Annotated in this window: 12 protein-coding genes, 1 tRNA gene and 1 pseudogene; 9 read left to right on the forward strand and 5 right to left on the reverse strand. The window is 50.6% G+C overall.

Annotated elements, in window-relative coordinates; genetic code table 11:
• Positions 1-51: 51 nt before the first annotated feature.
• Both CLR69_RS15240 and CLR69_RS15245 read right to left on the reverse strand, forming a co-directional pair.
• Complete coding sequence (locus tag CLR69_RS15240) at positions 52-1,218, reverse strand: MFS transporter (RefSeq protein WP_129712296.1); 1,167 nt, start codon at positions 1,216-1,218, stop codon at positions 52-54.
• A gap of 19 nt (positions 1,219-1,237) precedes the next feature.
• Positions 1,238-2,122, reverse strand: a complete 885-nt coding sequence (locus CLR69_RS15245; RefSeq protein WP_129712295.1) for a LysR substrate-binding domain-containing protein — start codon at positions 2,120-2,122, stop codon at positions 1,238-1,240.
• A gap of 252 nt (positions 2,123-2,374) precedes the next feature.
• Here CLR69_RS15245 and CLR69_RS15250 point away from each other — a divergent pair, with 252 nt between their 5' ends.
• The 7 genes and pseudogenes from CLR69_RS15250 (at position 2,375) to CLR69_RS15280 (ending at position 10,935) form a co-directional block, all read left to right on the forward strand.
• Positions 2,375-2,992, forward strand: coding sequence for a LysE family translocator (locus CLR69_RS15250; protein WP_129712294.1), 618 nt, complete (start codon positions 2,375-2,377; stop codon positions 2,990-2,992).
• 182 nt (positions 2,993-3,174) lie between these two features.
• Positions 3,175-4,224: pseudogene (locus CLR69_RS15255) on the forward strand (NAD(P)-dependent alcohol dehydrogenase).
• A gap of 375 nt (positions 4,225-4,599) precedes the next feature.
• Entirely contained in the window at positions 4,600-6,318 is a 1,719-nt protein-coding gene (locus CLR69_RS15260; RefSeq protein WP_129712293.1) for a DUF6138 family protein, read from the forward strand.
• A gap of 55 nt (positions 6,319-6,373) precedes the next feature.
• Positions 6,374-7,300, forward strand: coding sequence for a D-2-hydroxyacid dehydrogenase (locus CLR69_RS15265; protein ID WP_129707104.1), 927 nt, complete (start codon positions 6,374-6,376; stop codon positions 7,298-7,300).
• Positions 7,301-7,521: 221 nt separating this feature from the next.
• Complete coding sequence (locus CLR69_RS15270; RefSeq protein WP_129712292.1) at positions 7,522-8,997, forward strand: hypothetical protein; 1,476 nt, start codon at positions 7,522-7,524, stop codon at positions 8,995-8,997.
• A gap of 301 nt (positions 8,998-9,298) precedes the next feature.
• Positions 9,299-9,374 (forward strand) — tRNA-Gly (locus CLR69_RS15275).
• 151 nt (positions 9,375-9,525) lie between these two features.
• Positions 9,526-10,935, forward strand: a complete 1,410-nt coding sequence (locus CLR69_RS15280) for a tyrosine-type recombinase/integrase (RefSeq protein ID WP_433919154.1) — start codon at positions 9,526-9,528, stop codon at positions 10,933-10,935.
• Here CLR69_RS15280 and CLR69_RS15285 read toward each other — a convergent pair.
• Positions 10,922-11,176: a helix-turn-helix domain-containing protein gene (locus CLR69_RS15285; RefSeq protein ID WP_129712291.1), complete on the reverse strand. Its 255-nt coding sequence runs from the start codon at positions 11,174-11,176 to the stop codon at positions 10,922-10,924. The genes CLR69_RS15280 and CLR69_RS15285 overlap by 14 nt on opposite strands.
• Before the next feature lie 86 nt (positions 11,177-11,262).
• On the reverse strand, positions 11,263-11,520 hold the full coding sequence (locus CLR69_RS15290) for a helix-turn-helix domain-containing protein (RefSeq protein WP_129712290.1): 258 nt from the start codon (positions 11,518-11,520) through the stop codon (positions 11,263-11,265).
• Positions 11,521-11,624: 104 nt separating this feature from the next.
• On the opposite strand from CLR69_RS15290, the gene CLR69_RS15295 reads away from it, so the two are divergent.
• Complete coding sequence (locus tag CLR69_RS15295; RefSeq protein WP_048637331.1) at positions 11,625-11,870, forward strand: helix-turn-helix domain-containing protein; 246 nt, start codon at positions 11,625-11,627, stop codon at positions 11,868-11,870.
• 158 nt (positions 11,871-12,028) lie between these two features.
• Here CLR69_RS15295 and CLR69_RS23320 read toward each other — a convergent pair whose 3' ends face one another.
• Positions 12,029-12,163, reverse strand: coding sequence for a hypothetical protein (locus CLR69_RS23320; protein WP_277950131.1), 135 nt, complete (start codon positions 12,161-12,163; stop codon positions 12,029-12,031).
• A 138-nt stretch (positions 12,164-12,301) separates the two neighbouring features.
• Here CLR69_RS23320 and CLR69_RS15300 point away from each other — a divergent pair, with 138 nt between their 5' ends.
• The gene (locus CLR69_RS15300; RefSeq protein ID WP_165345981.1) at positions 12,302-12,538 is read left to right on the forward strand and encodes a hypothetical protein; all 237 of its coding nucleotides are present in this window, start codon (positions 12,302-12,304) and stop codon (positions 12,536-12,538) included.
• Positions 12,539-12,660: the final 122 nt, after the last annotated feature.

Below are 12,660 nucleotides of genomic sequence, written 5' to 3' on the forward strand. Positions count from 1 at the left end.
TGTCTCCTAAACGGCAATGGGTTTGGGAGACAGACAGCGAAAATTCACTCTTCACTCTTCACTCAGCGAACGCGCTGCGTGTTCCTTTCTTAATACGCTCTGTATGCCGACAAACAGCACGCCGATGAGTAGCAAGATGGCGATGAGGCCGTCGTGACCGTAAAACGTCATCGCTGCGCCGGAGAACAGCGGCCCGGTGATACTGCCCGCAGACCACACCAACCCCAGAAGAGCATTCATCACAATCAGCCGCTGACCGGCAAATCGCTGACCGGCCCGAACCAGAGACAGCGTGTAAAGCCCACCCGCCGCCGCACCCAGCATGATGCAGGCCGGTGCCAGCAGGGAGGGAGAGGAAAACGAGAGGGCGGTACTTATCAGCATCACACAGAAAAAGACGCCGCAGCCGATGTGGGTTTTTATGATGCCGCATTTGTCCGCCAGCCAGCCAATCGGCATTTGAAATAAAGCATCACCCAGAAAGATGAGTGTGACTAATAAGATCGCGGATTTTTCGTCCAGCCCCTGTGCCATGCCGTAGAGTGGAAAAAGCGACAGTATACTGGCGTCAAAGAAGGAGAAGCAGAGTACGCCAGAGGCCATTACCGGTAGAAAAGGAATAAGATCCCGATAAGACGCTGAGGACTGCTCATCGGCTCGAACCATGCTGGCGCAGTTCCTCAGCATAAGCGCACATGCGCCACATATGCCGCAAATCAACCATAGCGCATAGGTTTGAATATCCTCACCAGCAGCAATAAGCAGCGGCCCTATCAACTGACACCCCGTGAAAACGGAGGCATACAGCCCTGTCAGCGTTGCTTTATGTTTGTTGGACGCCCGGCTGGTGACCCAGGTTTCTCCCAGTACCACAAGGATCCCTGAGGCAAGACCGGTTAACAAGCGGGGTAAAATGAGTGAGGCAGGGTGTGACAGCAGGAATGAAGCAATGGTGGATACCGCCAGAACCATCAGGCTGCCGGATAACAGATATCTGGCGTGCAGGTGACGGCTGAGCCAAGGCGTAATAAAGGATGAGAGCATCATTCCTGCCGCTGGAAGTGCAGCCAGAATACCGAGCGTCGTCGTGTTGTGCCCGTGTTTGGCTAGCTTCAGGCTGATCAGCGGCAGTGTGTACCCCGTGACTAACCCCACGAGGGAGGCGGCAATAATCATGTTCAGTGTCGTGAAATTGGATTCACGGGAATGTGCAGTCATTGTGTTTCCAGTACGCGTGTTAACAAGGATCTTCAACGCCAGAAAGGCAGGTGGAAACCTCCTGCATCAGCCAGGCGTGAAATCGTGCATATTTTTCATTTTGCTCAATGGGGACGGGCGATAACAAGTAATAAGCAGAGCCGTCCCGCGCAAATCCATACGGTGCATGCAATTGCCCACTCCCAATCTCGTCTTGCACCATCAGGAAAGACGCCATTGCCATGCCTAACCCTGAAACCGCAGCCTGAATGCACAGATAAAAATGCTCATAGTCAGCTCTGATGCTGCCTTTGAGGGAGACGTGTGTCTGCCGCTGCCACGTTGCCCACGCTCTTGGTCGCGTTCCAGTATAAAGCAAACGCATTCCCTCCAGACTGTCCTTGCGTTCGTCTTTGTTGCGGCTGACTGGTCCCATCCATTCGTCACATACCTTTATCCCATGCGTTTGCGGCTCCCAGTGAAAATCGTCACGCCGCAGTGCGAGATCAACGCCGCTACGCACGAAATCAATCGGCCCACCCGCAGCCACCAGATGAAGTTTGATATCGGGATTCGCTTGATTAAAAGCAGGCAGCCGCGGAATCAGCCATTTCATGGCAATGGTGGGTTCGCATGACAGCGTCAGTACATCATCCTGTGCACCTTGCTGTAGCCGATATACGGCCCCTTCAAGCTGCTCGAAGACGGACTGTGTGACCGTGTGTAAAGAGTGGCCTGCCGCGTTTAAAAAGATCGCTCGATTGCGTCGTTCAAACAGTTCAACCCCTAGCGCGTCTTCCAGCAATCTAATTTGTCTGCTGACGGCACCGTGTGTGACATGCAGGGACTCGGCGGCTTTAACAAAGCTACCTGTTTGTGCGGCCGCTTCAAAAAAGCGAAAAGAGGCTAATGAGGGAAGTTTCATATACACGATGAAATTTGACAGATTTACACCAAGATAAATCGCTTTTTTGACACATGCAAACGCTGAATAATCAAACTGCCTTCAAGCTAAAAGAAGCGTAATAGCCTAAATAGTGAGGCGATATTGTAGGAATGGTGCTTTTGATAGCCGTATAGCAACAACAGTCGCTGTATTCCTCTTCTAACCCACCTGATACCCATCTGTGCAAAATCATCGTGAAAAATGATGGCTTGCCGAATAAGGAAAACGTTAATGAATGAGTTAATTGCCGTCGCGACGATCACTATTTTGGCGGTGATCAGCCCAGGGCCTGATTTTGCTATGGTCACTCGAAACAGCTATGCGTTTGGCTCGCGTGCCGGGTTACTCAGCGCGTTTGGCATTGCCTGCGGCGTCCAGATCCATGTGATGTATACCGTTTTTGGCATCGCGGTATTCATTGTTAACTCCCCGATGGTGTTTATGGCGATGAAGATTCTGGGAGCGTCGTATCTGATTTATCTGGGGTATAAATCATTAACCAATACGACAAAAATAAAATTAGAAGAGGCATCTGGTCATGCGCCGTCATCGCTGGCTGCATTCCGTATGGGCTTTCTCACCAATGCACTTAACCCGAAAACGATGCTGTTTGTCGTTGCCACCTATACCCAGGTTGTGCAGCCCGGCAGCCCAATGAGCCATAATTTTGGCTACGGGTTATTCATGTCAGTGGCGCACTGGGTCTGGTTCAGTATTGTTGCGCTGTTTTTTGCTGCACCGGCTATGCGTCGTCGGCTGCTTGACCGTCAGCATCTGGTTGATAAGGGTATCGGTGTTGCTCTCATTGCCTTAGGCGCTTCTCTGGCGTTTACCAAAATCACTCTGTGAGGGATAACGGAGGGGAGAAACGGTCTGCAATAAAGGGGACTTCTGCACGCGGTAGCCTGTGCATAAAGAAATGGAGGATCAGGCAAGAAAACAATCGGAATGCTATACCTGTTTGCTGGGGGACTTAAGGAAATAGTCTGTTTCTCAACATAATCGGTTTCTCAACAGAAAAGGAAATAGCCATGCTTGTACACGCATATGGAGCCCATGCGGGCGACAAACCTCTTGAGCCGTTGAAGATCGCCCGACGTGCACCGGGAGCTCACGATGTCCAGATTGAGATTGCATACTGTGGTATCTGCCACTCGGACCTGCATCAGGTGCGTGCCGAATGGGCAGGAACACAGTTCCCCTGCGTGCCCGGCCATGAAATTGTCGGACGGGTGTCTGCGGTAGGGGCTCATGTCACTGGCTTCAAAGCTGGCGATCTGGTCGGGATTGGCTGCATTGTGGACAGCTGTCGTCACTGTGAATAGTGTGATGATGGCTTGGAAAACTACTGTGATGGTATGGTCCTCACGTATAACAGCCCGACAGCGGATGAACCGGGCTGGACGTTTGGCGGCTACTCCCAGCAGATCGTCGTACACGAACGCTATGTGCTGCGTGTTCGTCATTCTGAGGCGGAACTGGCCGCCGTCGCGCCTCTGCTGTGCGCGGGGATTACCACTTATTCACCGTTACGGCACTGGAATGCAGGGCCGGGTAAGAAGGTTGGTGTTGTGGGGATCGGCGGGCTCGGCCACATGGGGATCAAGCTGGCGCATGCGATGGGTGCCTATGTTGTTGCGTTCACCACGTCTGAATCCAAACGTGAAGATGCTAAGGCGTTGGGCGCAAATGAGGTCGTGGTTTCCCGTAACGCGGAGGAAATGGCCGCGCATGCGAGTAGCTTCGATTTAATCCTGAATACCGTTGCCGCCCCGCACGATCTGGATGCCTTTCTGGTGCTGCTGAAGCGCGATGGCGCGCTAACGCTGGTGGGTGCGCCTGCATCACCGCATCCTTCTCCCAACGTGTTCAACCTGATCATGAAACGTCGTACGGTGGCGGGATCGATGATTGGTGGCATTCCTGAAACGCAGGAAATGTTGGATTTCTGCGCTGAACACGGAATTGTTTCAGATATTGAGCTGATTCGTGCTGACGAAATCAATGAGGCCTACGAACGAATGCTCAAAGGCGATGTGAAATACCGCTTCGTCATTGATAACGCCACACTGAGTGCCTAATTAGCCAGTGTCCACAGCACCGACATTCCGGTGCTGTGGGGTTGTCATCGCATGATTGAACACGCCTTCTTTGCATCATGAGAAAAACCAACCCATCGTAATTTCCTGTCACCAAAGACACGTGGATTACGGTACTATCCATCAGCATCATCCATTGTTGCACCAACACGTTGATTTTACTTATCTATCACAGCGAAAAGACCCGTTTAAATGAACGTTTGTCTTGATCTGCTATTTTCACGACACTTCACTGTTATGGAATAGCGAGAAAGGCAAAAATAGCACCCGTCGTGCTACCTTCGGCAACTGGTAAACACCATCAATACTGTTTTTTGGGGCAAAGTTTTCTCTGCGATAAAAAGGAAAAAAAGAAAAATGACGGATAGGCATTCAAACGAAACTGGGGTATCACCACAACACGAACTGCCTTTGCGGGATGAATCGCTTAAGGTCATCAGCGAATGGTTTGATGCGCTGGAGAAAAGAGTCGGTGTTGATAAGATCGTATCGCGCACCACGCTGCAAGCGGGTATCCATAACGATGTGATACTGGATTATGCGCCGCGCCGGACGTCGATATCCTCTGAATCGAAAAGTGATGCTGACGGGCTGTCACCCGGTAGCCGAAAAGGAGAATTGAGTGTGGCGCAGATCGAGGAAGATGTGGTTCCTGCGCTGGCTCAGGCTATTGCCCAGCGGGTTGAGAAACTCGCAGATACTGCGGTGATTGACTACCGATTTTGTTTCCGCGCCGTGTTCCCTGCAATCGAAGGCCGTCTGCTGGTTACGCTATTTACGTTTACCAACGAGGTGAAAAAACAGCAGCTACTTAAGTCTATTCACGCCTATATCGATCAGCATCTTACTCATGGCAATGCGCCGACTGAGACGCTGCAAACTTTCTTTCTGGCTCGACACCTGCTTGATGTACAGCTTTTTCCCTCGCAGGATATCCACTGGATCATCACTCAGTTTGAACAAATCCAGCAGCGAAACGCAGGACATGCGGAATTGTCGGAGCATCGGCGCAGAATCGTCAGTGCGTTAAAAGAATGGGTCGATCAGCAGTTTTTGTTGCGCTATTGCGACGTATCCCAGCCCGAATATTTTTTCGAACCGGAAATCTATACCCTCAAGCCCGGTATCGCATTGGATGTGCAGGATTCACAAATGCTTCACCCTGTAGAGTTAGTGCTCTATGCGGCAGTCATGATTCTGCGTTATGAACCTTCCTGCAGTAAGTCCCAGGCGCTGGAATATCTGGATATCGCGAAGCAGTTGGGTTACCCGCGTGCGGTAAGCATGATGGAAGAGGGGAGCGGCACATTTGAACACGAACAGGTCAACCTGAAGAATGAATGGGTGGAATGCGTGGCGAATGATGTGTTTTCTACCATCACGGTGCGTGTTCGTAAGGAAAGCGCCGAAGCGTATGAGCAGGCGCTGCTTTTCATTACGCGTTTACTAACGCTCGGTTTTCCCAAGAGTTACAAGATTGTCCTGAAATCGTCGGCAAGACAGTACCTTCCTATCAAAGGGTTGGCAAAATCGGATACCCATCGCTTTTTTGCTAACGCGTTGCAGTATGCATCGACCTATCCACTTCTTGAGGATTATGCTCATGCTGCAATTGAGAAATTTGAATGGTACGCCGATTCGGAAGGCGAGAAGTGCAGTATGCCGGGAAGCTATGCGGTGTTTGGGCTGGGTCTGACGGATGCAGGGTATTTCCCGCTAATAAAAGCGTATATGGAAAGCGTGGATGACGAGCACCAATCGGTACACGGTGGTTTTATCCGAGCGTTTTTCGATAAGCATGGCGTGACGGCAGAGAACGTTGTGACATTGGTTGCCTGTCTGAGCCATGCGCCGGAAAGCCTAAAGTTGAACATGTTGCCCGCACTAGAAGATGATGCCTTGTTCGAACAACTGGTCGAAGAGGTGCGGAAGCGAGAATCCGCAGTGATAGAACATATCTTGTATCTCGTCTGGGGCAATGCCAAAAAGCTCGCTGCATTAACGAAAAAATCGGAGGCGAAGCGCGGCGCGTTATTGGCGTCGCTCATTCAGGCTTCCACCGAATCTTCAACGTAATGACGACAACACTGGGGAGAGGCGTGGGTGCCTCGCCCCGTAAAGGAACGTGCTTATGACCGCTATTTTGCTGCTGGACTCGCGTGCTGATGAAATCGGCTCCGTCTTAAATCATGGAGCACCGGAGCTTGAGCTGGTGCTGTCAAACGGTACGGCAGAGCAGGCCGCGAGTTGTCCTATTTGGCTGGGTGAACCTGACACCGCAGCAGCATTACTGGCTCAGGGAGCCAAACCGAAGTGGCTACAGTCTACCTGGGCAGGGTTCAAGCCGCTGTTGGCCGATGGGCTACCGCGTGATTATCGTTTAAGTCGCGCTGTTGGCGTGTTTGGGCAACCGATAGCCGAATATGTGATTGCTTATATGCTCAGGCATGAGTTGCGTTTGGGGGAGCGGCAAATCAGTCAGGAAGAGCGGCGCTGGGATCACCGACTGCCGGGATCGCTGGCGGATAAAAATGTGCTGATCGTTGGGGCAGGGGAGATCGGCTGTGAAGTTGCAGGTTTCCTACGGCCTTTTGGCGTAGAGCTATATGGCATTGTCAGTACGCCAAGGCATCAGCCTGATTTTAAAAGGATCATGAGCCTGGCGGAGCTACCTGCTGCGATACCAGAGGCCGATTATGTCATCAACCTGCTGCCAGATACGTCGGCTACTACCGACATCTATAATGCCAATCTGTTTGCAGCCATGAAGCCTTCGGCGCTGTTTATTAATGTCGGGCGCGGTAGCGCCGTGGTGGATGATGACTTGCAGGCGGCGCTGAATGATGCACAAATTGCAGGCGCGGTGCTGGATGTATTCAGGCAAGAGCCGTTGCCGTATAGCCATCCGTTCTGGAATACGCCGAACCTGACGTTGACGGCACATATCGCCGGACCGATGGTGCCAGGGCTGATGGGACGATTATTTCTGGATAATCTTGCTCGTTTTCATGCTGATAATGCGCTGCGCGGAGAAGTGGATTTTAGTCGCGAATATTAAATAATACTTAGAGAATTAAAATGAGCGAATTAATTAATTTAATAATAGTTACAGTTCGCTCATTTATAAAATCTTCATTTTAAATGTTTTTGTAAAAATCTATTGAGATTATGCAGTATGTCGATGTAATACTACCCTCGCTCAAAATACAATATTTGTTAATTTATAAATAATAAGTCTGCTTTCTATTTAATAACACTCAAAAATAAGGAAATCTTGGGATGAAATGTCATCGTTTAAATTTATACCTCGCAGCAGCCGGATTGGTATTCTGCATAGGCTCTGCACTTGCAGAAACCAGCGTTTCTGTTGAAGTGAAGGATACCGGGAAGTTGCAAAAAAAAGGCTCGGTTTCTCTCTTTAATGCACCAAATAATATTCAAGCGGATGCCGGGAGTTATTATAAATTTCACAAAGCTGAAAATGAGGGCGTTGTCGTTATTGCCCCTAATGCATCAACTGCGCAAACTGATGCAAACAGTGCACAAAAAAAATCGTTATCAAGCACCCAGTCTCTCGCCAATGACAGCACATTCACCCCTTTGTGCCCCACTCTAGCAGTAAACTCAATTTATACGCTGGGTGGGCTGCAAAGTGGAGGTAGCGCTTGCTATCATTTTGAAATCACCCAGCGTTCTAAAACAACCGCTTTCGTCGTAGGGATGAGTCCTGAAACCGATATTGCTCTCAGTTTGATGCGGGATGATGGACAGAATAATGTGACGGCAATTAATTATTCTGATCAAACGGGGAATGCTGATGAGGCTACACTGAATTTAACACAGCCGGGGCACTACTATTGGTTTATGGAAGCCAAAACAGCAGATGGTTCTGGTTTTAATTTTGGTGCTATCGTTAATACGAATATAGATGCTTATGAGTTAAATGATATTCCTTCTCTGGCCTATCCTTTACCGGATGGTTTGAATGTCGTTAACGGAAATTCTGATAGCGATTCTGATGCGGATTACTACGTATTTACCGCAATTCGTGGCCAACGTGTTCTTCTGCGCCTTGATGGCGTTGCTAGCGGAACGAATAACAATTGGTTACTGGCATCTTCTACCGATGGTGGCAATAACTGGACAACGCGCAATACCGCGCAGGGACATCTTATTGTTCCTTCTCAGGCAAATGAAAAAGTTCTGGTAAGAGTCTTGCCTAATCCATCACGGTTACCAACCGTTTCTCAAGTCTATAAATTGACCTTAGGTTCACAAATTGTAGGTTCTATTTCTGTTGAGGGAGAAAGTAATGTTCTACGTATCCCGAATGCGGCACCAACAGCTTTTGGCTTTATGACTACACAAGCCTATCGCGATGTTACCTGGCGTGTACGTGCTGCCGATTCAACGGGAGTAGGTATGCCCAATATTCAAGCGAAACTTTATCTTGATCAGCGAGAAAGCAATGGTGAATTGCTGTTTGATGACACCAATCTTCATGTCATAACGACCAATGCCAACGGAGATGCGTCAGGGACTGTGAAGTTGGATACCTGCCATGCCGATTATACGACGCAGTTCCAGGATCACAGTCAAGGTTATATTAATACATGGGGAACAACCTATGATGTGGGTGGGTGGCGTGTTGAAATCCCAATTCAGGAAGGGTCTGGAGTAGGTGGTAACAATTCTACTCACGTCACATTCGGGCACATTTGTAAGCAGACCTTGTTGAAAAGCGTAAAATCTTGATACGCAAGCCAATGAGATATCTGGCCGCCTTATTTTAGGCATTCCGGTTGTGGAGGCGGGCTTATGGCTTCGCCTCCATAGCGCTGGAGCCGATTGGCGCGGTACGTGGACGGCAATGTTTTTCAGTGAAAAGGGCTTGCCACGTTAGGTTGATTGGTACATAATGCTGACCGTTGAATCGCCTTACTGATAAATAGTGATACAATTCATTAGGTTACATGCGATTTAACAGGGTTAAACTAGTTTTGGTTTCAGCATGATTTTTTTTGCTGAAAGTTAAAGCTAATAAATCCGATTCTATGCGGGAATAGCTCAGTTGGTAGAGCACGACCTTGCCAAGGTCGGGGTCGCGAGTTCGAGTCTCGTTTCCCGCTCCAAAATTCTTGTTCTATAGACATCCACTAAAGTCTGTAGTTCTCTGATTCAACAGGGTAATCGCTCTGTTGAGCGTCCAGCGAAATCCACTGAAAACCACCGTCAACCACACCGAAGTAGTACACAAATTAGTACATGAAAATCGGGTGCGTTGTGGGTGCGGATTGGTTGCTGAGTCGCTTCCCCGTGCGCGGTACACCTCTCTTCAACCCTGAAGGAGGCAACCCCTATGGCGTTAACCGATGCCGTCGCCCGGCAGGCCGCACCACCGGCAAAGCCTATACCCTGAACGACACCCACGGGCTGTCGCTGTTTGTGACCGCCAACGGCGCGAAGAAATGGCACTTCCGTTTTTCGTTGCAGGGCAAACAGCAGCGCATTTCCTTAGGTTCCTATCCTGAATTTTCCCTTAAACAGGCGCGCCAGCAGCGCGATGAACTGCGCGCGCAGTTGGCCGGGGGCGTCGATCCGCGCCGCTACCGCCAGCAGTGCAACGCAGCGGCGCAGAATACCTTTGACGCGGTGTTCCGCCAGTGGCGCGACTTCAAGGCGCTGAGTCTGGAGAGCGGACGGCAAAGCACGCTGTCGCAGATCAACCGCATATTCGCTAAGGATGTGTTGCCGTCGCTGGGCGGCCTGTCGATTTCTGACGTGGAGCCGTCGTATATTCTGGCGGTTTTGCGCCGGATAGAGCAGCGCAAAGCGTTTACCACCGCCGAAAAGGTGCGCACCTGGTTGAACCAGTTATTCCGCTACGCCAAAGTGGAAAAGGGCGTGCGCTACAATCCGGCCAGCGATCTGGATATTGTGGCCGCGCCCCGACCGCCGGTGACGCATAATCCCTTTTTGCACATGGATGAGTTACCGTCGTTTTTGCGCAAACTGCGCGACTACCACGGGCAGGAGACAACCCAACAGGGCTTACGCCTGCTGTTGTTGACCGGCGTGCGTACCGGCGAGTTGCGCCTTGCTGAACCTAATCAGTTTGATCTTAAGCGTGGGCTGTGGATTATTCCGCCCGCATCGGTCAAACAGTTGCAGGTCAGGATGCGCCGGGAAGGTAATAGAGTCCCGGCTTATGTGGTACCACTGCCGCGACAGGCCATCGATATCGTAAACGCGCTTTTAACCTTGCAGAAGCGACGACCGGCGCAACGCTACCTGTTTCCCAATTGCAACAACCTGCAAAAGCGCATCAGCGAAAATACGCTCAATAATGCGCTGAAACGTATGGGTTATGCAGACCGACTAACCGGTCACGACATCCGGGCGACGATCTCGACGGCGCTTAACGAACTCGGCTATCCGAAAGAGTGGATCGAGGTGCAGCTATCCCATGCCGATCCTAATAAGATCCGGGCGGCCTATAATCATGCGGTTTACGTTGAGCAGCGGCGGATGATGATGCAGGAATGGGCCGACAGGTTGGATCGGTGGGAGGGTGGGGAAGCAGTGATGAAAACCGCTGCGCCGCAAGGTGTTAGTGCGATCGGTATCGCGGCAAGCAGCTGGATGCAGCCTGTGGAAGGCGTGCCGTTGTTACGTGAAATCATTTTGCGCTAAGCGGCTTATGTTTCGCCGGGATCTTGCCAATAATGCTGATGGGATCGATCGAGAGCAAACGGGCAAGGTGGACAAATTCGACGATGTCTAACCGGCGCTCTCCGTTTTCGACCTTGGCGATAAACGACTGAGGGCGATCCAGCGCCTGAGCCAGACTTTCCTGCGTGACCCCTTTCTCTATGCGCGCCTCGCGTAGCGCCTTGATAACACGTTGATATTCATCGGAGTAAATGGAAGCCATTTGATCAATTCCGTTAGAAAGACCGGATTGACTATCAATGACGGATTGATTTATCCCAAAATAGGATTAACAGCATTGGCGGTTGGTCAGGGTTTATGTCTACTTAATTGTTTTTTATTAATTATTTTCTCTAAGACAGTGGCGATATCGATGGATAGCAGATGCGCGATACAGGCAAATTCCACAACATCCAGCCTGCGTTCACCATTTTCGACTTTAGCGATAAACGACTGCGGTCGGCCTAGCGCTTCGGCCAGACTTTGCTGGCTGATGCCTTTCCTGATTCTGGCTGCCCGAAGCGTTTTTATAACGCTCTGATATTCTTCTGAATAAATTGACGCCATCTCGTTAACCTTGACTGATATCCCAAAATCGAATATCAATCATTTATTTGATTATCCCAAAACGGGATAATTAATGAGATTCGTTATGGAGAGGAGTTAGAGCGATGAATAAAAATGACTGGCATCCTGCTGATATCATTGCATCTTTGAGAAAGCAGGGAACAACGCTGGCTGCGGTTTCCCGAGAGGCGGGGCTGGCATCTTCCACGCTGGCGAATGCGCTGACGCGACACTGGCCGAAGGGAGAGCGCTTAATTGCTGATGCACTGAAAAAACAACCGGAAGAGATCTGGCCTTCACGCTATCAGGATATCGGGCGAGGGCAGGGCGGAGAAGGAGAGGTGGATTGAAAACCCACCCGGCGAAAATTTACAAATTTTTTTCATCCTGTTAGTGGATTTAGACGCTCCTTACTGGATTTCTATGGAATAGAGATCCAGTAAGGAGCCAACAAGCGCAGCGCGTTAGCCGCTTGATATACGGATTTTGGCGCAGTAGATTGTCAGTGTCACACCGCTGCTGCACGCAGCACTCTCATGTTGCCACGACCTTCAAGGCAACGCGCAGGCCCAGCCTGTGTGGTCGGCTCCCAACCCGTCCCGCTACCAGTTTGCGGGTGATCGCTGTGGCGATGGTAGCTCACTTGTCCCAACGCCTTAGGGCTGCATCCTGTTTATTCTTCGTGAAGCAATGGCTTTTCGCATACGCACTGATGCGTACAACACCCCTTATAGCTGGCGCAACCGTCTGCGGCCTTTTGCTGCCTCAGCCTAGCTTATCCATGAGGCAGCGGCGTCACTTCACACGGCGGAAAGCCGTTGCAAGTGACGCCGCGAACGATCTCTGCGCCAGCCCTTACGCCACAGCGCTTTCCGGCGCGACCTGTCATCTGACGCATATTTTCTGCGTCAATTCTCATCAACCCACTTATCAGAGGAGGACTGAACCGATACCTGAGGCAGGCTTTCAGCCTGAGGGGATTACCCTGCTGATGCAGGCGGCTGCACCGAGTGCATAACCGATATCTCCGTCATACCTCAACCGCTGCCGCTCCGGCGCACAGGTATTGTTCAGTGCGGCACGGTAAATCCGTGTCGTAAATCGCCGTGCGCCGGAGAACAGAGGTTATTAAGAATAGGG

Origin of the sequence: Pectobacterium zantedeschiae (genome assembly GCF_004137795.1) — a bacterium.
GTDB lineage: Bacteria > Pseudomonadota > Gammaproteobacteria > Enterobacterales > Enterobacteriaceae > Pectobacterium > Pectobacterium zantedeschiae.